16 protein-coding genes are annotated in these 24,049 nt (G+C 44.6%); 6 read left to right on the forward strand and 10 right to left on the reverse strand.

Features of this window, described 5'->3' with window-relative positions; all coding sequences use genetic code 11:
• The first annotated feature begins 129 nt into the window (after nt 1-129).
• Nucleotides 130-3,198: an AAA family ATPase gene (locus RBH76_06875; protein ID WMJ85136.1), complete on the forward strand. Its 3,069-nt coding sequence runs from the start codon at nt 130-132 to the stop codon at nt 3,196-3,198.
• A gap of 92 nt (nt 3,199-3,290) precedes the next feature.
• Here the strand turns inward: RBH76_06875 and RBH76_06880 are convergent, their stop codons facing one another.
• Nucleotides 3,291-3,791 (reverse strand): flavin reductase family protein, encoded by a 501-nt coding sequence (locus tag RBH76_06880; protein ID WMJ85137.1) that lies wholly within the window; start codon nt 3,789-3,791, stop codon nt 3,291-3,293.
• Between the two features lie 192 nt (nt 3,792-3,983).
• On the opposite strand from RBH76_06880, the gene RBH76_06885 reads away from it, so the two are divergent.
• From RBH76_06885 to RBH76_06900, 4 genes are all read left to right on the forward strand, one after another.
• A complete protein-coding gene (locus RBH76_06885; protein WMJ85138.1) occupies nt 3,984-4,865 on the forward strand; it encodes a hypothetical protein in 882 nt (293 codons plus the stop codon).
• Between the two features lie 561 nt (nt 4,866-5,426).
• Complete coding sequence (locus RBH76_06890) at nt 5,427-7,199, forward strand: methyl-accepting chemotaxis protein (GenBank protein WMJ85139.1); 1,773 nt, start codon at nt 5,427-5,429, stop codon at nt 7,197-7,199.
• A gap of 435 nt (nt 7,200-7,634) precedes the next feature.
• A complete protein-coding gene (locus RBH76_06895) occupies nt 7,635-8,972 on the forward strand; it encodes a GGDEF domain-containing protein (GenBank protein ID WMJ85140.1) in 1,338 nt (445 codons plus the stop codon).
• A 477-nt stretch (nt 8,973-9,449) separates the two neighbouring features.
• A complete protein-coding gene (locus tag RBH76_06900; protein WMJ85141.1) occupies nt 9,450-10,655 on the forward strand; it encodes a GGDEF domain-containing protein in 1,206 nt (401 codons plus the stop codon).
• Between the two features lie 204 nt (nt 10,656-10,859).
• Here RBH76_06900 and RBH76_06905 read toward each other — a convergent pair whose 3' ends face one another.
• From RBH76_06905 to RBH76_06940, 8 genes are all read right to left on the reverse strand, one after another.
• The gene (locus RBH76_06905; GenBank protein WMJ85142.1) at nt 10,860-11,837 is read right to left on the reverse strand and encodes a sensor domain-containing diguanylate cyclase; all 978 of its coding nucleotides are present in this window, start codon (nt 11,835-11,837) and stop codon (nt 10,860-10,862) included.
• Between the two features lie 79 nt (nt 11,838-11,916).
• Nucleotides 11,917-12,582 (reverse strand): HD domain-containing phosphohydrolase, encoded by a 666-nt coding sequence (locus RBH76_06910; protein ID WMJ85143.1) that lies wholly within the window; start codon nt 12,580-12,582, stop codon nt 11,917-11,919.
• Nucleotides 12,583-12,615: 33 nt separating this feature from the next.
• A complete protein-coding gene (locus tag RBH76_06915; protein ID WMJ85144.1) occupies nt 12,616-14,343 on the reverse strand; it encodes a methyl-accepting chemotaxis protein in 1,728 nt (575 codons plus the stop codon).
• 235 nt (nt 14,344-14,578) lie between these two features.
• Entirely contained in the window at nt 14,579-15,739 is a 1,161-nt protein-coding gene (locus tag RBH76_06920) for a site-specific integrase (GenBank protein ID WMJ85145.1), read from the reverse strand.
• Between the two features lie 733 nt (nt 15,740-16,472).
• On the reverse strand, nt 16,473-18,914 hold the full coding sequence (gene ligD / locus RBH76_06925) for a DNA ligase D (GenBank protein ID WMJ85146.1): 2,442 nt from the start codon (nt 18,912-18,914) through the stop codon (nt 16,473-16,475).
• A gap of 80 nt (nt 18,915-18,994) precedes the next feature.
• The gene (locus RBH76_06930; GenBank protein WMJ85147.1) at nt 18,995-19,768 is read right to left on the reverse strand and encodes a Ku protein; all 774 of its coding nucleotides are present in this window, start codon (nt 19,766-19,768) and stop codon (nt 18,995-18,997) included.
• 204 nt (nt 19,769-19,972) lie between these two features.
• On the reverse strand, nt 19,973-20,809 hold the full coding sequence (locus RBH76_06935; GenBank protein WMJ85148.1) for an ABC transporter permease: 837 nt from the start codon (nt 20,807-20,809) through the stop codon (nt 19,973-19,975).
• Between the two features lies 1 nt (nt 20,810).
• The gene (locus tag RBH76_06940) at nt 20,811-21,731 is read right to left on the reverse strand and encodes an ATP-binding cassette domain-containing protein (GenBank protein WMJ85149.1); all 921 of its coding nucleotides are present in this window, start codon (nt 21,729-21,731) and stop codon (nt 20,811-20,813) included.
• 449 nt (nt 21,732-22,180) lie between these two features.
• On the opposite strand from RBH76_06940, the gene RBH76_06945 reads away from it, so the two are divergent.
• Nucleotides 22,181-22,549: a desulfoferrodoxin family protein gene (locus RBH76_06945; GenBank protein WMJ85150.1), complete on the forward strand. Its 369-nt coding sequence runs from the start codon at nt 22,181-22,183 to the stop codon at nt 22,547-22,549.
• A gap of 468 nt (nt 22,550-23,017) precedes the next feature.
• On the opposite strand, the gene RBH76_06950 is transcribed toward RBH76_06945, so the two are convergent.
• Nucleotides 23,018-24,013 carry a spore photoproduct lyase gene (locus RBH76_06950; GenBank protein WMJ85214.1) on the reverse strand — a complete coding sequence of 332 codons (996 nt, stop codon included), beginning with the start codon at nt 24,011-24,013 and terminating at the stop codon, nt 23,018-23,020.
• Between the last annotated feature and the right edge of the window lie 36 nt (nt 24,014-24,049).

Here is a 24,049-nt window from a genome sequence, read left to right on the forward strand (position 1 = left end):
TCGCAGCCCACGCAAGAAAAATCCACTTGCTACCAAAGGCGATACTGCATAAAATATCAAAATATGGGATTGCGCCCCTTTTGCCTTTTCGCGTATACTTAAAGTTAAAGTGAGTTTGGAGGTGTCTTTATGCTAAAAGTATCGCTTCTACAAACACCCACCGTCGAGCTTGACGGACATCTGCTTACCTTTCCGTACAGGCGGGTGGAGGCTCTTTTGTATTACATGCTGGTGCAGCGCAGCGCCACCCGTCAGGAACTAATCGCCCTGCTGTGGGAAGGCCTTGACGAAGCAACCGCGCTGAGAAATTTGCGCAACACCCTCTATGCGCTTAAAAAGGTGCTGGGTAAGGATTTTTTAACCTCACCGCAAAAATCGCTGGTGATGGTCAACCCTGATCGCGAATATACCTGCGATTACGATAGTTTTGTACTGGCGGGTGAAATTGCGGTCTATCGCGGACCGTTCCTCAAAGGTTTCGCGGTCAAGCACGCGTTTTGTTATGAAGAATGGGTCAGCCGAACCCGAGACCATCTCCGTGACCGCTATCTGCGCCGGTTGGCGCAACAGGCACAAACCGCTCTGGAAACACAGGGCCCCGAGCCTGCTGCACAATGGGCCGAGGAATACCTGCGTGAAGAGCCTTTAGACGAGCATATGGTAACCTTCTTAATGACCCGATGGCGTGAGACACGGCAGTACGCCCGGGCTGCCCAGCTCTTTCAGCGCCTGAAAACGCAGCTTTCGGACGAATTGGGTGCCGATCCGCAGGAGGACACCACCGCACAGTATTATGAGATCATGAACGAATGGAGCGGCACCGCCACGCCCGTATCACCTATCAAAAGCCCGGGACTCGTGGGGCGCGAGGTCGTGTACACAGCGCTTTGCACCGCGGCGGAGGCTTTTGCCACGGGTACCGCGCGCCGCTGTTCTCAACTGCTCATCGGGGAATTCGGTTCAGGTAAAAGCCAGTTGATTTCGCAATTTTTACAAACCTGTGACCTGTCGACGCTTTTTGTTCTCAACTTTGCTTGCCTGCAGCCCGAGAAGGACATGCCGCTTGCCCCATGGTCACGCATCATGTTCCCTTTGTCAGACTTAATTCGTACGGAAGATGTCCCAGTACCCGCACCGGTCAGGGCACGGCTGGGGCAGGCATTTTCCGCCTTTCGTGAGAGCTCCGAAGCCGACGCCACGCCGCCCGCGCTAATACGCCAGCCTGACCAATCGCTTGAAGACTGCCTTGTGATAGCTATCGGAGCCGCTGCACGACGCCGGCGAATCCTGCTGGTTCTTGAGGATATTGAATGGATAGACCCAGATAGCCTCGCTCTAATCGACACGCTGCTGCGCCGGTTGGATTCGGGCCTCATGCTGGTGCTCACCTGCCGCACCAGCTGCAGTCCCTCCCATAAAGCGGTTTTGGGCAGAGCGGTTGCCGACAGTCTGTTGCAAAAGCAACAGCTACCGCCCTTAAACCGTGAACAGACCCGCCTGCTGCTGGCCGAGGAACTTGGCGAGGAAACCGCCAAAACGCTGGCGGATCGGGTATTTCGCGAAACTGGCGGCAATCTTTATCTGCTCACCGAGCTAACGCAAGCTTACCGCCGTAACGGCGGGGCAACGCAAACGCCGGGTACGCTAGACGAAATTTTGCTTGAACGGTTGAGCGCCTCAGATGATGACGCCATGCACATTGCGGAGCTGATTTCGTTATTCCCCGAGGAGGCCCCCTGGAGAATTCTCTTAGCGTTGCTGGGCGGCGACGACTACTGCGCTGTAGGCGGTATGGAGGCGCTGATGAGTCGGGGGTTGATTGAAGAATATCTAGACTCTGGCGAGGTTTATTACCGCTTTTCCCACCGGCGCATTCGCGAGCTGATTTATGAACGGATGACTTTTTTACAGCGACGTCCGTTGCATCTGCAAATTGCCGAACTGCTCACCCAAAACGGCCCACCGCGCCAGAGTTCCGCCTGTCGCAGAACATCACGCCACTTTAAGTTGGCTGGGGACAATGTGCGAGCCTTGGAATACCGCCTGCGTGCGCTGGAAATTGAAAGCGCCTACAGTTGCGAACCTTTTCCACTTCTGGTGGGCAACGAGCGGCCCTTCGCCTCTCCCGAAGCGTTGGCACAGGAGGCGTTGCAGGCTGCGCAGGAACTCTCGGCTCTTCAGGCGGAAAATGCTACTGCGGCACGACCTCTTTCCTGGATGCTTACATTAATCAGAGGGCGTATTGCTCTGTTTTGTGGCAATCTGAAAGAGGGCGCCACGCTGTTGGGCACGCTGAGCGCCGCCGGCAGCGAAGAGCCGGCGCATGCTGCTATGATACGCGCCTGTTATCTACTGGCCTCGTCGGCGCTATGCCTGCAAGCCGTCAATCAGGCCGAGCACTACACCGATACCGGCATCCGCCTGCTAACCCGCTATAACGACCCGGTCATGACCGCACAGTTTCAGCGGCTGCGGGGAGACTGCTTCTGTCTACGGGGTGCGTACGACAAGAGTAGCTATTATCTGCTTGAGGCGCTTGAAGAACTGGAAAGGCTTCCCTCGGTATCTGAAAACCGACTGCTGCTGGCCGCCGCCAATTATGATTACGGGCAGCTGTGCCGACAGCGCCGCGACTATGCGGGCGCCTGCTCGCATTTTAAAAAAGCCCTGAGCATGCTCGGCAATGAACCATGGCCCGGCACGTTGTGGATTTATGTTCACTACGGTCGCACGGCTTTTGCGATGGAAGATCATTTTAAGGCTAAGGAGCTGTTCAAGCAGGGGTATGCCCTGTCGGATAAAACTGGTGAGCTGTGGGGCAGAACCGCCGCCGCGGCATTTTGTGCTTATTATCTATTGCGGGATGGTGATTACGAGGCAGCCACACACTGTTTATCTGATGCGCAGCACAGCGCGCAAAGCCTACCCTCGCCACTAGAGGGGGCCATTCTCTGTTTTGTCAGCATGCGGATCCGACTACGTCTTGATAAGGAGTCTGGATATATCTCTGCACTAAGCAAGTTGCTACCCATGTCTGCAGAAAGCTATGCGCGGCAGGGCATTCGAAAGCTTTCAGATATTCCAGATGTTTTTGAAACCGAGCTGCTTTCGACGGGGCTTCGCGATGGCATAGCAGCTCAACAAAATATTCGCGCTTCGGAGCTTTATAGTAAAAATCGGCACTTTATGGCCGAGTAATTCCTGTCGAACAAGTGACTCCCCAATCAAAACGCCGGACTTGTATCAAAGGTACAAGTCCGGCGTTTATCAAAATCTTACATTGCAGCTGCTCAGTCCTCCGTTAGAACCTGCTCAATTTCAGCAATATATAAAATGTGGTAATCCTTGTTGGGGTACCATTTTTCATCCGATGCCTTATCAATCAAACAGTCCGGGGTCATCGGCTGGTTATAAAGCTTTCTGCACACCAACACCAGTTTGCCTTCTTTAAAATAGGGTGTATCTTGTTCATATGCTACCGTCAGCCCCGACTTGGCAATTTTGTCCTCGTCCCGGCCCGATACCTTGCCAAGATAGCCCAGTTCATTTTTATAGCCGCCATTGAAAAAAGTCAACGAAAAGGTGTCAGCATCGTCGACAAATTCCTTGGTATAACGCCCGGGACGGATGACGACAAACGCCACGTTTTTCCCCCACATAACGCCCAGGCCACCCCACGCTGCCGTCATGGTATTGACCTTGTCACCTTTTTTAGCTGTCACCAGCATCCAGTCCTGACCAATCAGGCTAAAAGGATTTTTCTGTAGCTCCTCAGGTTTTAAAGTTCTCATTCGACAAACCTCCAGTAAGTTTTTCATTCCAAGCGCATGCTTTTGTCAATAGTATAATATGCCACCATGTAGGAATACAACCCGCTATTAAAAATCTGATAATACGATGCAAAATCTTTGATGGCAAATAACATGGTCTTTGAACGCTTTAATTCTTGTTTCATATAATGAGATAGAAAGGAGATTAAACGTATGGTGAATTATAATAACAGCGCCGGTTCTAGCATAAAGCCAACAGACCCTTATCTTAAAACCGCCACACAGCCCACCCACTGTCTCTTGGCAGATATGTTTAAAAATACCGGTTCCCAGCCCAATGCTCGCCTTAGCGTCAACAGCTTAAAACGCCATTCTGCATCGGCTCAGCCCAGCTACAGCGCCGCCTTTGCCTTACCCGCTCAAATGCCTGGGCAGCTTCCCGCCGAATTCAATGAAGTCCGCCACCAGAACTTATCGGTTGCACATAAAGAAAAGACTATAACTTCTGCGTTTTCAAGCAAGCCTCGCCCCACCGCGAAAGCTGGTCACAAACCTGACGAAAGCGGCTGCAGCCTAATCCCCTGCTCCCGCGAGGATAATATCACAGCCGTATACCCCCAGGCCGAAGCGTTATCCACCATTAGAAGCGGGCAGCCCATAAACTTTGGGGATCCACTTTTTACTGAAAATGCCGCCATAGGCCATATATCGCCCACCGATACTTTTTTCATTAAAGAAGCCGGCATCTATGAATTGCACTATAGCCTAAACTATGAATCACCGACTCCGCACATGCTGGTTTTTGGGTTTGAAAGCTTTCCGCAGTCCTATTTTAAACAACAAATTACGAATGCCCCAGCCCGTGGCAAACTCAATACAACAGTTCGACTATTGCTGGATACCGGTACCTCCCTGCGCCTTGTGTTGGTTGATGACCCCACCCTTTCAACAATTGAAAGCGCCCTTGTCAGCAATGCGATGCTTGAAATAAAATTGCTCTACCGTTTAAATCTTAACTGCCCTGCTTACAGTTCTAATAATTCGGAGAAGAACTTTCAATCGGAGAACCACTTTTTTCAAGCCGCCAAGACATAATTTATTTTGTAACAGCGGCTTAGAGCTGACAGTGATTTGTCGCGGTAATATAAAGTACTTATAGAAAAAGAAGTTGTTAATCTCGCCCTTTATAAAACTTTAAAGACTGACGTACATGGCAAAGATTCGCTGTAGAAAACATACTACGGCGGGTCTTTTTGTCGATTTTTAATATACTCGGTTTAAATTACTAAACCAAACATGTCATTTTGGCCACTGTAACCGTTATATCTATAAAACATAATTGAGTCACTAATTCAGTAACTTTTTGACAAAAATATGCGTTTATGGCAGAATTATAGTGAAAATTTTCCTATTAGGGGTTATAATAACGAGAAGGAGGTTTTAAAATTATTTAATCTTGACCACATCGGTCCAGTCTAGAGCGACGGTCGGTCACATTAAAAAAGCAACAGGCCTATTAAGCCCAAATCACTTTTGAACAACACAATTTTAAGATCATTTATAGGTAAAGCTCTCTAATGGTTCACCAAAATGTCTCGCTGCCTAAGCAGTATAAATGACAAGATGAAAATAAATCTTGAAAGGGAACATCGTGCTATGAAAAATCTATCTGTTGGTAAAAAGCTTATTATCGGATTTGGTACTGTACTGTTTTTACTGCTGCTTTCCATTGCTATAGCACTACAAAGCGTCAACAGTCTCAATGCACAGGTAGAGCTATACGGACGTTACACGCTACCTGATAACACGACACTTTGGAGTATCCGCCACAACATGGTGTCTGCGCAGCGTTATATGGAACGTGCCTTTATCGAAACACGCGCTAGCACCGTGGCCAGCTTGCTTGAGCAGGCTGAGCGGGACGGACTGGCCGCCCGAGAATCATTGGCCGCTTATATGTCCAACCAACAAAATAGCGATCACGCTGAGCAGATAACACAGGTGGACGCGCTGCTAGAACAAGCGGGATCAGTACGGCGTCAGATTTCAAAGCTGCTGGAAGATCCATCGGAATCTAACCGAAATAAAGGATATACTTTGTTTCTTAATTCCTATGTGCCGCCCTTTGATCAGGCTGCCACCATCTTAAGCGAGTTTTCCGAGACTGCTCAAGCCCATGCCACTGAGCAGCGTATCGCCGCTGCTAGGTTGGTCACGCAGGTTCGGTTGGCGCTTATTATCTGTGGTGTTGTATCATTACTTCTTTCGGTAGCAATTATCATTGCCATTCGCAAATCCATTCTGACGCCGGTAAACGAAATTGTATCTTCTTTTGAAGCCATTGCACGGGGTAATATGCAAGCGCACATCAATTACGAAAGCCGTGACGAAATGGGACGCATGGCCAATCTAATTCGAAATTCTAATGCCATGCAATCTGCTATTATGGCCGATGTCATCGATAAGTTTGTAAAAATGTCTCAGGGTGACTTGCAAATAGAGGTCACACAGGATTATCCCGGTGACTTTGCTGTGCTCAAACAGACTATCAGCAGCACAGTCGCCAACCTCAACCATACCATGCAAACCATTATCAACGCTGCCGAACAGGTCGGTACTGGTTCTGAGCAGGTGTCGAGTGGTGCACAGGCGCTCGCTACCGGTTCTACCGAACAAGCTGCTGCCGTTGAAGATCTCACCGTATCAGCATCAAAAATTTCTGGGCAAGCTGAAGAAAACGCCGCCAACGTGGAGGTTGCGACAAAATATGTCGTAGAGGCCAGAGAAGGTGTTAACACCGGCAATACGCATATGTCGCAGCTGACAAAGGCCATGGAGAATATCAGCACTGCTTCCTCGCAGATTGCGAGCATCACAAAAGTCATCGAAGATATCGCGTTCCAAACCAATATTCTTGCACTTAACGCAGCCATTGAAGCAGCCCGCGCCGGCGAGGCCGGCAAGGGGTTTGCCGTGGTAGCCGACGAAGTCCGTAACCTGGCAGCCAAATCGGCGGAGGCAGCCAAGCAAACCACCGATTTAGTTGAACGCTCCAATGCAACGGTGGTAGAAGGAACCGAAATAACATTTAAAACAGCTCAGATTCTACAGGAAGTCGAGCAGAAAGCCATGGCTGCAAATGAAAGCATAACCAAGATTAAGCTATCCTCTGCCGAGCAGGCTTTAGCTATCGAGGAGATTAAGCTGGAGCTTTCTCAGGTATCTTCGGTGATTCAGACCAATGCGGCAACCGCTGAAGAAAATTCAGCCACAAGCGAGGAAATGTCGGCTCAGGCTACCGCGTTGCGTGAAGAGGTCAAAAGATTCAAACTTAAGTCTAGCTTTAAAGCCGAACCCCTGGTACCGACGCAAATAGTGCAAACCGAGTCTGACCTCGATTCTTTAAGTGACCTTTCAGAAAAGTATTAATACATCTCAAAAGCCTTCTATGAATAGCAGCAGGAAATATTCTGAAAAGGTTGTAGAAAGCGCAGCGCACATGAATGCTTTTTGCGTTAAAGCGCACAGGGTACACAGCTGATTGTTAACCCGCATGCAAAAAGTCTGCCATTAGTTTCGTCAAGCAAAAGTATCTCACCCTTGCCGTAATAACTCTACGTCACCGGGCCTCTGTTTTAAAAACAGGGGTCCGGTGTATGTTTATATTTAAGCATCATTGCCTTCTCGCCTGATGCTGCCTGATCAAAACCTATAAACTACTTGATATTTTGTCGAAATCCGTTACAATAGTTAGTAAACTGTAGGGGAATTTTGATAGCTATAAGGCTGACTGGTTCAGTTAACATCCATCTAAAATCTGACTTATACTTTTTTCAGACCTGTGTTAACACAAGAGGATAATTTATGAATCGTCTCACTACAAACACTAAAAAAGCATATGGCCTCTTTTTTCTGACGTTGACGACTCTGTTGTTCTTACTGATCTTTATACCGATGCGTCGGCAGCTGGAATATCAAGTAACCGAGAACTTTAGCTTATTAGCTGAGTCAAAGCAGCAAACAATCGCGACACTGGTCAACAATTGTATGTCCAGTGCAAACAGTCTCTCCAGCCGAACCGTTATCAAAGAATATATTAATCAATACAAAAGTGATCAGATGGACTGGAAAACACTCCAAATTCTGACAGATTCAAAGTATAACGATGGCCTCAGAGTCATTCCAGACCTTATCTTTGCGATTAGATATGTAGACGATCATCCTTTGGTTACCACCAGTCAGAGCAGGCAGTATTTTGAACATTATATGAATCTATTTAACCGCACCGCGCAGACAGAATATGTCTTTGAAAGTTCGAGCGAAGATGTCAAGATTATCGTGTGTTCTCCGATTCTGTCGAACGACCAATTGCTTGGTCACGACATCATTGCCGTAGATATTTCAAAGCATCTGGAATGGATGTCCCAAAACGGATTTATTGTCAATATAATTGATACTTACGTTGATACACCGGAAAGCATTGTGCCAAATAAAGTTTACACACGACACCGTGTCGGAAAAATGATGTTGACTTTTATTGCGTTGCCTATCAACGAGCGGTATTTGTTTGGGATCGGCAAACCCACGAGTGAGGTATATGAAAGCCTAAACCGCATTTCATTACTTAGTATTGTTGGGCTTATGCTAGGGCTTGTGCTAGTTTTTATAATTTTGCAAATTAGCATTGTTAAGATGGCAAACAGCATCATTTCTGAAATTGGAAACAGTAGAGACACTTATATGCGGTATGCCAACTATGATGCGCTGACCGGCAGCTATACAAGAAACTATCTCGACAACTGGATTAACAGCTTTCAGCGGGATGGAAACGACCGCTCATTCATTGTGGGCATGATTGACGTCGATTACTTTAAAAATATTAACGATACCTTTGGGCATGGAGTCGGTGACCAAGTACTGATATTTATTGCGAAAACTTTAATGACTTTAATGGATAGATACGGTTTTGTCGTGCGACTCGGTGGCGACGAATTTATCATCGTGTGTGAAAATGACGATCCTGCGCGAACATTTGATATATTTAATAGTATCAACCAACAGATTAACGAAACCAATCCCTTCGACTTTAACATTTCGGTCTCCTGTGGCGTCAAAAAAGCTGATGACATTGATGCCCTGTATTCCGCAATAAAAATAGCGGACGAAAACATGTACCAGAACAAAAAACAAAACAAGCTTTAGCGAAAACACCCACTGTTCTAAGATGTGCCGCGTCGCTAGTCATAGTTACTATTTTTTCCAGAAAGATGTTTTTCTGAATAACCCCGATCAAAACACGGGCAGGTGAAAGGTCGTTTTTGCATACTTTAAGGCGACAGCAGGTTGTTTTCCGCCAGCCAAAACGATACAGCACACCAAATATTTTTAGAAAAATAGCGACGGCCTGAGGCGAAAGGATATCAATTCCTACAAGGTCTGCTTCCGCGGCAGCACAGCCGCCAGTGTTGCAAGCCTAACCACCTCATATGTCCGTCTTTTTTTAGTTATATAAGCATGTAATATTTTACAATGATTATTTTCACATGATATAATATTTTTATATAAGCTGATAAAAAATCACATAATTGAATTTTACTTTATTTAACACAACAACTATAGAACTCACCATAGAGCTGGAAAATTACGGAAAACTGAATATACCATGGGAGATCGATATCCTTGAACAACAAGCACTTGCCAATTCAAAAAGAACAAATTAAAAAAGTCGTTGCGAAAGAAACTGGGAACCTGCATATCAATCAAATTAGGCAGGAATATAAGAAAATTGACAACGATTGGCTTCGTGTACACTATTGGGTTTCTGTGAGCCTTGTGCTGTTTGCCATCATAGCCGAGATTGGCATTAGTATCTTTCTGATCTCCTCAGACCTGCTGACCATAACAGTCAGCAAATATATCCTTAAATATATGGCTGTCCCCGCGTGTGCTAATTTGGCACTTATTATCGCCACCACTATGATTATGCATGCTAAACGACTGTCTCAGCCGATCAAAATATATAGTATCTCGTTAATTTTTGTAGCTATATGCTTTATACTGGTGACTGTACACAGTATATTTCCTGCTATTTATTATTTATTTGCTATTGCGGTCGTTCTGACAACTATTTACGCCAACTACTGCCTCACTTGCGTGACAGCACTGACCAGTATAACGGCTACTATAGTCGCAGCATTTTTTATACAGTGGGACCCAAATAGGATCAGTATTTTCAGTAACACAAAACAGTTCATCAATTTCTTGCTTTCGTTATTCATACTGATAGCCTCTTCATTAGTTACCATTATTCAAATTAGGTATGAAATTGATAAAAATGAGGCGAGCATCCAAAAAGAATTGGAACGGCAGTTGTTGCATAAACGGCTGCGCACCGACGAATTAACCGGTGTATTCAGCCGCCAAGCACTGCATGATGCCTTTCGGGATATTGATGCTAGCCCATCTGAAAGCACTATTCTAGCCATTGTAGATTTAGACAAGTTCAAAGGTATAAATGATTGTTTGGGGCACCACACCGGAGACTCTTACTTGGTGGCTTTTGCAAATATTCTGAAAGAAAACAGCGCTCAGGCGGACGTATACCGTTACGGAGGCGATGAGTTTTGTTTATTGTTTCATAATGTCAACATGAATGCAGCGATAGAAACCTGTCAGCAGCTGCAACAGAAGCTACGCACATTAACCTTTAACGAATGTCCAACTAAAAAGCTAACTGCCAGTTTTGGTCTGGCCGCATATAGCGATAGCATAACTGCTACTCGGCTTTTTATCAACGCCGACCAAGCTATGTATCAGGCAAAAAAAGCAGAAGAGGGCATCTGCATCTTTACCTCCCCCAGCGGACATGGCACACAGGATGTGTAAAGGGATTTTGACAGCTGAAAAGGAAAACGTCTCCCCTGTACTTCGATTTAATTTTTTAGTGATATTGCGTCTGTTCTGACAGGCTTTTTGCCTATTATCTATCAAATGAATTTTAAAAGCGGGTTGCTAGATGTCAACCCGCCTATTTTTTACAATAATAGCGTGCCGCAATAATGCTTGATTCAGTTCTTGCAACTAATTTTGTTAGGATTTCGATTTTGGGGCTATAAGCATCGCCTCGCCCAGTCGACTTATTGCTCTGGTGCGACCAAGTTGTTTGGCCTTATAGAGCAGTTTGTCGGCCTGCCCCACCAACGCCTTATAAGATGTCGGAGGTGTACTACTGTCTACTGTGATAATTCCAACGCTAAAGGTCACAGGGAGTCGGACCGTTTTAACATAATAGCTGGCCAACTCACTTTGAATTTTTTTAAGAACTTCCAAGGACTGACGTTCGTCGGCACCATTGAAAACAATAATAAATTCTTCGCCGCCATAGCGTCCCAGAATGTCCCCTTTGTGAAGATGCCGATGAACGATATCTGAAAACTTTTCTAAAACATGGTCACCAAATAAATGCCCATTCTTATCGTTGAGTTGCTTGAAATTATCAAAATCAAGCATACACAAGCTGTATTTTTTAACTGCTGTACCAATCCTTATACGCCTTTTAATCGCTTTAATTAGTCCATATTTATTGAGTGCACCAGTCGTGTTATCTAAAAGCAAAAGATCTTTTAAATGTCTTTCGCGTTGCTGCATATGTGTAATGTCACAAAAAGAAAGTTGAAGAAAATTTTCATTATTATAAGTAAAAACACAACCGCTGACTTGGAACCACTTATGACAAGTATGCTGGTTACGATAAAAAGAATAGGCGATGGCACTATCATCTGTGACAGTGCCTCTGATAATCAGTCTGGCAGCATGTACCAAGTTGCAGCTTTTGTCGATATCCTTAACACATCTTGGACAGCCTCCTGCATAACTGGTACAATGGAAGGCCTGACCAAAAGTTTTTCCGATAACATCCACCTCTTTAGACCCGAAAAGTTCTAGTATCCTCCGGTTGGCGAAAACAATTCGATATTGCGCATCCAAAATAATCTGTCCTATTCGACCGTTTTGAAATAGATTATAAAACAGGGGGCTATTTTCAGAAAATTTAATGTTTTGTTCCATTATAGCTCCATCGGCACTTGGCATTATAAAATTACATAGCACACTGCTTAAACTATGTTTCGCAGTGTGCTGTGCGGTTTTAGCTAAAATCGCAGCGTTTGTTAAGGTTCCACTGTTTTAGGTGCGTAGCATCGGCCAGGCTGATATGGCTGGACAGAAATTTTAAAACCAGTCCGGGCTGGAACTGAGTGCCAGCACAACGCATAAGTTCCTGACAGGCAAATTCATGCGTATGCGCAACACCATAGCTTCGGTTACTTGTCATGGCATCATAGGCATCGCAAATGGCAGTAATGCGTGCGACCATTGGAATTTGTTCATAAGCCTTTTTATAGGGATATCCAGCGCCGTTCCACCATTCGTGGTGATAAAGTGCGCAGTCACGCATTAGAGCAAGTTCCTGAGCAAAGGGACCTGTGCAAATTATATCTGCTACCCGACCAAAAATATTCATGGATAGTTCCGGGTGATGGCACATGATATCCCGTTCATGGCTGCTTAGTCTGCCAGACTTGGTCAAAATTTCTTTAGGCACCCACGCCTTTCCAATATCATGGTAGGATGCCGCTAGGCCAAAAAACTGGTGATCTTCAAAAGAATCCTTTAGAAATCCTATATCAATAAGCCACTGTGTAAACAGCCCCACTAAATGACCGACGCGTCTCATGTGTCGAATCTCTTCGTCCGGAAGCGATTCAAAAACTTGCAAAACCGGTTTAAACGTGGTTTCAAGCACAAAATTCATACCGTACTCCATTCCAAATGGTTCGGCCGGCTATCAGAAATATTTTACATCACTAACAGTTTTTTCGGGCCTAACACCAATGTTATCCGTAAGTTTAAACTTAGCGATCAGTGTCTGCAGGGTGATGGCCTGTGCAGATAGCTCTTCGCTTGAGGCAGCGCTTTCTTCGGATGTGGCCGAGTTGGTTTGGATAACGCTGGATATTTGATTGATGCCCACATTGATTTGCTCAATAGACTTGGCCTGCCGCTCCGAGGCTGTCGCAATTTGCTGCACCGATTGAGCAGCCAATTCAGCCTTATGCGCAATCTGTTGCATTGAGTTTTGGGTTTCTGTCATCATCTGGTCGCCATTTTTAATAGCTTCCAGTGTCGTTTGAATAAGAACTGTGGTATTCTTGGCTGCTTCGGCACTCTTGCTAGCCAGGTTACGCACCTCGTCAGCAACCACTGCAAAGCCTTTGCCGGCTTCACCGGCGCGGGCTGCCTCAACCGCCGCGTTTAAAGAGAGAATGTTGGTTTGAAATGCAATGTCATCAATGGTTTTAATAATTTTTTGAATTTCGCCCGAAGTTTTTTCAATATTATCCATTGCTTGGACCAGTTTTTGCATTTGCCGGTCTCCCTGCTCTATCTTTGCAGTGGTTTCAGCCATGTTTATGCTGGCCTGCTGCGCATTTTCGGCGTTGTGATTAACGCCAAGTGATACCTCGGCGATTGATGCAGCCAGCTCTTCTGAGGAGCTTGCCTGCTCCGTAGCCCCTTGTGAAAGAGCCTGAGCACCGGCTGACATCTGTTCAGCACCAGCCGCCACCTGCTCGGAAGCCTGACTGATCTGAGCCAGTACATCATTTAATGCTGTGATGATATACTGCATGGACTGCTTGATCGGTGAAAAATCATTTTGATATTCTTTCTCTACCGTAACGGTCATATCGCCGTCGGCCATTCGGCCCAGAACATGGTCAATATCCGTTATGTAATCGTTCAGATTGGCAATCAGCGTTCGGACGCTATTAGCCAGCGAGCCCATTTCATCCTTGGAGGTATACTGAACTTGAACATCCAGCTTTCCCTCCGCCATCATTCTCGCCGCTGATTCAATTTCTATAAGTGGTTTTGTGATGCTGCGGATAATATAAGCGCAAAACCCTATTGCGACCAGCATGGTAGCTACAAAATAGGCTATCACAATTGTGGTTGCCATAACCTGAGCCGATATCGCATTGCTATAATACTGGTTGCCGACCTCGTTGGTAATCTCGTTAATAGCTTCACTTAAATTGAGTACCTCTTGAGCAAGCGGCGCATACTGCGTGCTATATACGCGATAAGCGCTATCGGCATTATTTCGGTCAATATAATTAAAAATCTCCTGTCGGACCGTTGCTAATTCCTGCTGTTTAAGCAAAATAGCATCAGCTAAGTCTATATTTTCCTGTACTGTCAGATTCTCTTTTAAAAAAGTTAAATTAGCGGAAAAATCTGCGGCGGCTTTTGACATCTCATCCTGTTGTTTTTGCCTTTCATTCACATCGGTTTCATTAATAAGTTTTAGAATATCTTTTTCAACAATTTGTAATGCCCTGCGCAAATCCACAGAAGCGTAGATGGCTTTATGTGGGCCGTTGTAAAATCCTTGAAAAGAAGTCGACACCGTACGCATGCCTAAAAGAAGCGCAATTGCTAACGCCCCGGCGTAAAGCAGCAACAAAGTGCCAAATGTTAAGGACAGCTTTTTACCAATCGACAGGTTTTTCATATACTTTCCTCCAAAATTATGTCATGTACAGTCAACGTACTTTGTTGAATCTTTGCTCTAACTACCGCGCTTTTGCTAAAGTCGTTAATCTGTCTTTGTCCTGTTAGCAGATCTTTTTCTTTGGACTTGAATAAAGCATTATTTATCAGTTAAACTAAACCGTCGCATAATTATCCATTCGCGGTTTATTCTAAACCGCGGCAGGACTATTCTTTTCCAAGGTTTTAAAGCTTTTTTATGCTGTTATGACGGGGTTTAAGACGGCGAATGCATTATCCGAAGCGTGCATGATATACATATTATTCATTCGATCCATAGCGTTCTTTTTTTGCTCAAAAAGCGAATGTGCATAGATATTAAGTGTCGTAGAGACATTTGCATGGCCCAATATCTCGCTTAGCGTCTTAATATCGACCCCAAGTTCCAGCGCACGGGTTGCAAAAGTGTGCCGTATAGCATGAAATTTTCGACTTTTGACCCCAGAGATTTCTTGAATGCGTTTAAAAAGCTTTTGGAAGGTCCGTGGTTCCATTGGTACCAGAGTGCTTGTGAGAATATAAAAATTTTCATTACTATCTTGTTTTTTAAATTGTTTAGATATATCAATCATAAACGCAGGAACTGGAATCTTTCTGATGGACTTCCGACTTTTGGGGTTTCCAACCGTCAGTCTGGTCTTGTTTTCCTCATCCTCGAAATTTTTAATACGAGAGACCGTTCTTTCCACTAACATCGTACCCGCATCAAAATCGATATCTCCCCATCTTAGGGCGCATACCTCTCCAAGACGCAAGCCGGTATAAAAACAAAGTAAAATGCCAAGTGCAGCCCAGCTTTGATCACTGATAATTGCTTTTTCGATCAGGCGTTGTTCCCTTATTGAAAACACCTGAACATTAGCCTCAGCCTTTCTAGGCAGCTTCACGGCGTTTATAATGCTCTCACACTCCTGCGTATCTTTCATAATTTCTTTAACCGCTGTTTTAAAAATAGAAAGTAACTTACGCTTATAAGATTCGGATAAATCTGCATTGCCTCCAATGTGACAAACAAATTCTGCGGCCTTTTTAGCTGTCAGCTTTTCATTACCTGACTCTTCAAAAAATGGAATAACATATTTTACAAGGCATCGATAGTAGCTATCATAGGTTGTGGGTTTTATCTTATTGATAAGCTCACCATTAAGCCAGTTTTCAAATAATGTGGCTGCATTTAGTGCCATTTGGGATTCCGACGTTGTTTTAAAAGCAATTTGTTTTTGTAAAATCTGTTTTTTTGTTTTAACTTCTTTATAGGTTTTTGCATAGGTGTATCGGTATTTTCCATCAGGCGCCAAAACACGTCCTTCCCATCGACCATCCTTACGCTTGTAAATGTTTTCGCCTCTTCTTGGCATATTTAAAACTCCTTTCGTTATGACCATCTTACTGACGGCTAATGAATAAAAATAACGTTGTTTTTAAGGGCTTATAAAAGTTTTTAAAAAAGAGATCTAAAGATATTTAGTGACTTTTATCCTATTGACGAGTCTAAAAAAGACGAATATAATAATATGCATTGGATTATTGTCGATTTGGTAGCTGTGCTTTAGAATAGCCGGGCTTATTTAATGCCCTATTGACTAGCAGAAAAATGTCGAATATAATCATATTGATTGTTTTCATATAATAATTAGCCGCGGTTTAGAATAAACCGCGGCTTTTTTCGTAAAGTTAATAGGCCATGCAATTTTAACACGCTGTTTGGCCCTCGATTAAAATTCAACATATTTCAGCGTCTTCCTCCATCAATATTCTGAATATATAAATAATGGTCGAAGGTCTTTGGGGACTACTGTCAACGGCATACCCTCTGTGATTAAGTCGTTAATAGTTGACAGATTCCACACCCCAACTTCAAAGGCCAGCCTCACTATCATTTCAATACATGATTGTAACATTTCACATATAAATTTGGAACAATTAGATTATTTTAAAAAACCCTGACAAGGCTGAGCGGCGGATTAACCTCTCAGTTAACCCGCCGCTTTTGGGGTTTATAGAGTACAAGACTCTTCTATAAACAAATAGCGAAATCTATACCATCAGCAACGAACGTCGAGAATTAAATACGCTCGTTTGCGCAGCGTTTTACTTTAGCAGCTGATGAGTTTGATAAAAATCCTTCCACGGGTCGGTGCCGTTGATCCGTTTGAGTGCTTCTACCATATTAACACCATCTGGTGCAACCGTATCAAGCTCATCCCATGTAATGGGCATGGACACTCGCGCCCCTTTTCTTGCTCTTATGGAATAGGGTGCAATACTTGTGGCACCTCTGCCGTTTCGAATCCAGTCAATAAATATCTTGTTTGTTCTTTTCACCTTTCTGACGTTACTGGTATATCGATCGGGCCATTTCTGTTCCATTACTTCAGCAACACGCCTGGCAAAATCATGAAATGCTTCCCATGAAACAGAAGGCATTAAAGGTACAACCACATGGTATCCTTTTCCACCGCTGGTCTTGAGATAGGAGTTGAGAGAAAGTTCAACAAGGATACTCTTCATGTCCTGAACGCCACGGCGCACCGTTTCGAGGTCCATTCCCTCATCCGGATCCAAATCAAAAACCATCATATCCGGCTTTTCAAGCGTGCTTATACGGCTTCCCCATGTGTGAAATTCCAATGTCCCCATCTGCGCTTCAGTTATAAGGCCGGCCGCGTTTTCGATATAAAAGTAATCTTCCGTTTCGCCGTTGCTGTTGGTTATTGGTACTGTCACGATTTCCTGACTGCCCGGACTGGGATGCTTCTTGTAGAAACAAGAGTGGGACACCCCCTTCGGGCAGCGCACGATACTCAAAATCCTGTGGCGCACATAGGGCAACATGCACTCGGCCACCTGCGCATAATACCGAATCACATCTTCCTTTGTGATAACCGGATTGTCAAATATCACCTTGTCGGGGCTTGTAATTTTTATTCCCTCGATGATGATATTTTTACTATTTGACTCCATTGGTTTCTCCAGTTCTTTTGCTGATAGATCAGGTTCTTCCTCGTCCACCGCTTTTTCCCTTTTTATATCCTGAGGCGCCTTATCCGTCCGCAGACCTTTATAACTTGCTTGCCTTAACAAATCGTCTTGGGTCCATTCGGCAAATTTTATTTCAGCAACCAGTCTGGGTTTAAGCCAGGCGATGGTTTCATTTGCTCTGGGCTTGGGTGCAAGCTTAAAAGGGGGCTCCGACCTCTTTAAGTCTTTAAATTTTGTCTCCAGTTCTTCTACGTTCGCCTTGCTCAGGCCAGTGCCGGCGCGTCCGACATAGATAAAATCCTCGCCCTCATAGACGCCAAGAAGAAGCGAACTGATCCCCCGCGTTTTCTTTTGAGACAGCGTATATCCACCTATTACAAGCTCCTGTCTTTTATCACATTTTAGCTTGATCCAGTCGCCATTTCTTGTTCCACTGTAAACTGAATCGGCTTTTTTTCCGATGATTCCTTCCATTCCCATCTCACAGGCAGAGGTAAAACTCTCTTTACCGTTCCCCTGTAAATGCCGGCTGTAATAAAGGTTTTTGGGGGCATCCTTCATAATGGTTTTAAGCGTTTCTTTCCTTTGGATTAGGCGTTGCCCCCGAAGGTCTACACCATCCAACGCAAGAAGGTCAAATACGATATAAGTGGGCATTTTATCCTTGGGACTTCTCAAATAGTTTTGCAGGGCCTGAAAATCCGTCTTACCAGACGCGTCGGTGACAACCATTTCCCCATCCAAGACCATTGGCCTTCCGGCGGCCCAATCGATGAGTGAAACGGCAACGTTTTCAAACCGGTTTGTATAATCATGGCCGCCACGCGTTTGCAAACGGGCGCCGTTGCCTTCTACAAACGCCATGATTCGGTAGCCGTCATATTTAAGTTCATAGAGCCAATCCTCCCCCGCCGGGACTTCACTGGCCAATTTGGCAAGCTGTACATCCGCATTGTTAAAAGGATTCCTCATCAATTTTTCGTTCTCATTATTTTCTATTTCCACCATCGTACGCCCGCTGCGAATACTAGTAGCAAACTCGCAAACCCTGTCGTCGGTGTTAGCGTATTCGTCTTTTTCTTTTAGCAAAAGCCAATTATCCTTCGTTTCGCCCTCCTTCGCTTTCATACGCACCAAAGCCCATTTGCCTTTGAGCCGTCTTCCTTTTAGGGAGAACTTAAGAGACCCCTGGCGGAGCCCTTCATCCACATTCGCCTGGGGTTGCCAGCTGCCTTCGTCCCAGATCATCACGACGCCGCCACCATACTCCCCTTTAGGAATTGTCCCCTCAAAGTTCCTGTATTCCAGGGGATGGTCCTCCACCTGTACGGCGAGTCTCTTATCACGGGTGTTATAGGAAGGCCCCTTAGGTACCGCCCAGCTTAGAAGCACCCCTCCCCATTCAAGGCGTAAATCGTAATGATCCCTACGAGCCATATGGTGTTGGACGACAAACCTCAGGCCTTCAGCAGTATTTTCCATTGCACCTTCCGGTTCCAATGTTTTTTCAAAATCTCTCTTTTGATTATACGCGTTTAGTTTTGCAGTCATAAGCTTTTACGTGTTGCGACGCACATAATCACAAAACAAGTATGCAACAGCATCCTGCTTTTTCTCGTTTTGTGTGACACTCACGCCGGTTCCTTATCTTTATTAGCTTTTTCAACGCTAGCTTTAAGCGCCTCCATGAGATCGATAATTTTGTTTGGATTCTCTGCCTCTGCTGCGACAACCTCTTTACCCGAAATTTTAGTTTCGATCAGTGCGCGCAGCTTCTCCTGATATTCGTCTTTATACTTGGCGGGGTCGAAGGGCGTGTCCATCGAATTAATCAGCAACTTGGCCATGCCCAGCTCCTGTTCAGAGACTTCGGGCTTGGAGTACGGCTTTTGAAGCGCCTTTATTTCGTCGGCGTAAAACATTGTGGAAATAAGGATACCGTCCTCGCGCGGAATAATCGCCATCAACGTATCCTTTGTCCCCATGACTGCCTTGCCTATGGCAATCTTCTGCTCAGCCATCAGCGCAGAGCGCAGCAGCTCGAAAGCCTTTTCGCCCCCCGCCTCGGGTGAGGCCTGATAGGTTTTTTCGTAGTAGACGGGGGAAATTTGATTAAGTTGAGCGAAATGCAGTATTTGAATGGTTTTTTCCTTTTCTGTCTTGATCTTTTCGATCTCATCGTCTGTAACAACGACATACTTGTCCTTGTCATACTCATAGCCCTTCACAATATCCCCTGACGCAATTTCCTTACCGCAGTGTGCGCAGGTTTTCTTGTATCGGATGCGACTGTTATCTTCCTTGTGCAATTGGTTGAAATGGATGTCGTTATCCTGCGTAGCTGTATACATCGCGATCGGAATCGCGACCATGCCAAATGTTATAACCGATTTACGCGATACCATAATAAAAACACCTCCAATATTAGTGTTGCCGATTGCGTTATAAGTATCCGACATAAGACGCTGAGTTTTCCAACTGAGCATTAAAACAAGTGACGTTTCTTAATATATTCAAATGAAAAGCCTCCTGTTGCAGGCTAATACCCTAACAGGAGGCTTTTTTGAGGACAATGACGCTAAGACAATGCACCATAATTTAAATAGACGTTAGCCCCATATTGCATTGGCGTCGGTCGCGCTTCTGCTCAAACGAGAAAAATCTGTCTTAATAAAAGAAATGGTCGACAACAGCAGAAACACCAAGCCAATTGTGATGATGATTACAAAGGTCATGAGCGGCGTCACCATAAAGCCATTGATATCAACAACCAACCCTTCCTTAGCAAGTTCAGCGATGGGCAGATTGGTTTTTTCCAAGACAATCATTCTAAAAAATGCAGTGGCGTAAGTCATGGGATTCAAATAGGCGACATATCTGAGCGTGCCGGGCAGCATCGATAAAGGGATGTAGGCACCGGAGAGAAAGGTCAGCGGCATCGTTACCGCTGTCTTGACTATCTGGAAGGTTTGTCCGTTACGAACCTTTGTTGCCATAAAAAGACCCACACCTGAAAAAACAACCCCTATACAGATCATCGACAATAGAACAAAAAGCGGCGTGGTCCAGACCGTAAATTTAATGCCAATGAAGAGGCCAATTGCCAATATCATCACCCCTTGCAGCGTAGCAACCGTGGCGGCAGATAATAATTGGCCCATTGCAACCGAGATTCTTTTTGCTGGCGAAACCAAAACCTCTTTCATAAATCCGCTGACCATATCATCAACGGTGGTGGAGGCTAGGTTAAGTGCACTCTCAAACACCGTGGTTATAATAACACCGGACAGCATATAGGCAATCGGATTTTCGACAAAATCACTTTTAAATATTGCACCAAATACATAAACAAAGAAAAAGGGGAATATCAACGAAAAAACCAGGCCGGTCCTGTTTCTGACAAACGCTTTCAGGCCCCTTTTCCACAATGCAAAAACGGTATTCATCCTAGGCTTCCTCCCTAATCCGTCTGCCGGTAATCTCTAAGAACACATCATTAAATGTTCCTTTTTTTATTTCAATATTCGTAATATGCTCCTTGTGCGCACTAATCACCGTCAAAAGGCGCTCCAATTGTTCGGCTTCCACCCTGTAATAGCTGTCTTTTTTGAGGTAGTTTAAGTCATATTGCGCCAGCAGAGCTTCAAGTTCCGCTTCATTATTGGTATTGATATAGGCTTTATCTCTTGTGTATCTCTTTTTTAAGGCGTAGGGGGTGTCATGCGCTACAATAACACCGCCGTCAATGATGGCGATTTTATTGCAGATTTCGGCTTCCTCCATATAATGGGTCGTCAAGAAAATAGTGATGTTTCTTTCTTTTTGAAGTTTGATAATATACTCCCAGATGTGGGCTCTTGTCTGGGGGTCAAGCCCGGTTGTCGGCTCGTCAAGAAATAAAACCTTGGGGTAATGTATTAATCCGCGGGCAATTTCTACTCGCCGCTTCATGCCGCCCGACAGCGCGCCGACCAGCTTTTTTCTTTCCGCGAGCAGATCCACCAGCTTTAGGACAAATTGTATGCGCTCTTCCACTTCCCTTTTGGGGATATTATAAAAAACGCAATGCATTTTTAGGTTTTCTTCAATGCTCATTTTTGCATCCAATGTTGAATCTTGAAACACGACCCCAATCGCAGACCGAACTTCGCTTTTTTGTTCGGTAACATCTTTGCCGTCAATAAAAAGCGACCCCGACGTTTTTTCAAATATTGTGCAAAGCGTATTAATGGTAGTGCTTTTTCCGGCACCGTTAGGCCCTAAAAAAGCGAAAACAGTGCCTTCTTCCACACTAAATGAAATATCGTTGACAGCAATAAAGTCGCCGTATTTCTTAGTGAAGTTTTTCACCTCAATAATCGGATTCAAATATAGTCCCCCTTTTTATCTCGTTCCTTATATTTAACATGGGTCGATGTCTTGTGTTGTCAATTATGGGTTTGAAAAATGCTTTTATCGCTCTTTTTCCACTCCTTAAAAAAGAAATCGCAAATTCATAATTCTCATCATATTTCAATCTATTATAATGCAAATTTGTTTTATTTTATCAGAATATAATTTATTTGTAAATTTCTACACAAGTAACAAAATAAGTTCGACTTTATAAAGTGCAACGAAATCATTATTTTAATTCACATTATATTTATATAAAATGCTTGCATTTGATGGAAAGACCATGCTAACATAGGTAATAAGCTATTATAAGAATTACCTAAATTTTGGGCATTCATCATGTTCTAAAGTTTCTAATAGACAAGCCAAGGTAAATATCTTTAGGCTTGCTAAATAAAATATCAGACGAAGGAGATTGAATTGAAATGAAATTCTTTAAGTGTGAACATTGTGGCAACATTATTACCTACGTAAAGAACTCGGGCGTCCCGGTTGTTTGCTGCGGAGAAAAGATGAAAGAAATTGTTCCCGGTGTCGTTGACGCATCAAAAGAGAAGCACGTTCCTATGGTCAAAGTTGAGGGCAACAAGGTTGTTGTCAGCGTTGGCTCTGTTGAACACCCCATGATTGAAGCGCACTATATTGAGTGGATCAGCCTTCTGACAAAGCAGGGCAAGCAGATGAAGCACCTGAATCCCGGCGAAAAGCCCGAAGCATGTTTTACTCTTTGTGAAGGCGATGCGGTTGAAGAAGTTTATGCCTACTGCAATCTTCACGGCTTGTGGAAAGCCTAAGAAAATATAAATCGGCTTACTAAACACTCTAGTAAAAAAGGGATTCTCACACAAGTGAGAATCCCTTTTTTACTGTAATAGGCTACAATGACAAAACCGGCGAGGGCAAAGCGCGCAGCTTGATCCTCTCCGGTTTTTGTAAATGCATCTAATCCAAATGTATGTTTTTTGTTTAGGTAATTTGTTTATTACTCGTCAGTTGCTTCTTACACCAATTACATTCACTTTACGCATCATATTTTTCATCGAGTTCGAGAAAACCAGCTTTCAATAATTTCTAATGTAATCCGGTATGCAAAAGGTAAAATTTCGGTTATAATCTAAAAAAAGGTGGGAATAACAACGACTATGCTTCTTGAAAATGTCGAGAATCAACCGAAGTCATGAAGATTTTCGTCAGGTGATCTACTGGACACCGGCGCCGTCCCACACAAGCTCTCTGAAAAAGCCCACGTTTATTTGCCTCTCTCACGAAATATACAATATTGGCATCGCGCCCAGCCTCTGAGACAGTTTTTCTCTCAAAAAGCGCTCAGCTGTTTCACGCACATCAGTACGGTAGCAGTATTTGCCCCGCCCGCGCCCGGTCATCAGCGCCCGGTCTAGAAGCGGCACAGCATTGGGGAAAGCTTCTGTGTTGATAGCGTTTTGCACAAAGCTGTAGGTCATTAGAATAACCTCGATAAACCCGGTGCGCTGTATCTCTTCGCACAAACCATCGGCCAGTTGTTCTATCAGTTCACCATAGAGCTGCTGCCAGTCGTCAAGCAGAATCACCGGTGCAATGAGCAATCCGACCGGATATCCAGCCTTGGCCATGGCGTTGACAGCTGAAATGCGTTGACTTAAAGACGCGGTACCCAATTCAACCCGACTTATCACCGACTGTGGGTTCACACTCATGCGAAATATCGTTTTGCCCCCATGATCAAGGCTAAGCAGCGGCTCTATAAAATCGAATTTGGTCGGAAATGTAAGATGTCCACGACCTTCACGCGCAAAACGCGAAATAGTCCAGGTCAAGTTTCCAGTAACGGTATTTTCTAGTAGAAGATCACTGTTGCTGCCAATCTCAAAGGTTTGTGGCACAGGAGCTGATGCATCTTTTTTCAACAGCCTGTCCATCATCTGCTCGCGGTTGACAAACAGCCGCAGATAGGCACATTTGTTATAATTGCAGACCAGATAGCAATATAAACACATCGCTCGGCATCCGGAAGAGGTATATGGCACTAGCCAATCAGACACCTTATGATTCGGTACGTAGGCATGTGTTTTGCGTACCCCAATAATTAAGTGCTTTTTAAGCGCCGCAAACTGCCGGTTCTCAGCACCGCTCATTTCCGGAATGCGGTTGTGACTTTGAATTGGTGTCCAGGGTAGCTGCTTATATTTTTCTTTCAGCTTTTGCCCCAACTCATAATCTAGTACAGCAGGCTCGTAATAGACGGCGTCAAAGTGCATATCCAATTTGCATTATTCCTTTCCTTCTAATTACAG

Source organism: Oscillospiraceae bacterium MB24-C1 (genome assembly GCA_030913685.1).
Taxonomy (GTDB): Bacteria; Bacillota; Clostridia; order Oscillospirales; family Ruminococcaceae; genus Yanshouia.

Coding starts and splice junctions, on each gene's coding strand:
- RBH76_06930 (WMJ85147.1), bottom strand. CDS start 19,768: ATGGTATCGCGTAAATCGGTTATAACATTTGGCATGGTCGCGATTCCG.
- RBH76_06875 (WMJ85136.1), top strand. CDS start 130: ATGCTAAAAGTATCGCTTCTACAAACACCCACCGTCGAGCTTGACGGA.
- RBH76_06915 (WMJ85144.1), bottom strand. CDS start 14,343: ATGAAAAACCTGTCGATTGGTAAAAAGCTGTCCTTAACATTTGGCACT.
- RBH76_06945 (WMJ85150.1), top strand. CDS start 22,181: ATGAAATTCTTTAAGTGTGAACATTGTGGCAACATTATTACCTACGTA.
- RBH76_06905 (WMJ85142.1), bottom strand. CDS start 11,837: ATGGAACAAAACATTAAATTTTCTGAAAATAGCCCCCTGTTTTATAAT.
- RBH76_06885 (WMJ85138.1), top strand. CDS start 3,984: ATGGTGAATTATAATAACAGCGCCGGTTCTAGCATAAAGCCAACAGAC.
- RBH76_06890 (WMJ85139.1), top strand. CDS start 5,427: ATGAAAAATCTATCTGTTGGTAAAAAGCTTATTATCGGATTTGGTACT.
- RBH76_06895 (WMJ85140.1), top strand. CDS start 7,635: ATGAATCGTCTCACTACAAACACTAAAAAAGCATATGGCCTCTTTTTT.
- RBH76_06950 (WMJ85214.1), bottom strand. CDS start 24,013: ATGCACTTTGACGCCGTCTATTACGAGCCTGCTGTACTAGATTATGAG.
- RBH76_06880 (WMJ85137.1), bottom strand. CDS start 3,791: ATGAGAACTTTAAAACCTGAGGAGCTACAGAAAAATCCTTTTAGCCTG.
- ligD (WMJ85146.1), bottom strand. CDS start 18,914: ATGACTGCAAAACTAAACGCGTATAATCAAAAGAGAGATTTTGAAAAA.
- RBH76_06935 (WMJ85148.1), bottom strand. CDS start 20,809: ATGAATACCGTTTTTGCATTGTGGAAAAGGGGCCTGAAAGCGTTTGTC.
- RBH76_06910 (WMJ85143.1), bottom strand. CDS start 12,582: ATGAATTTTGTGCTTGAAACCACGTTTAAACCGGTTTTGCAAGTTTTT.
- RBH76_06920 (WMJ85145.1), bottom strand. CDS start 15,739: ATGCCAAGAAGAGGCGAAAACATTTACAAGCGTAAGGATGGTCGATGG.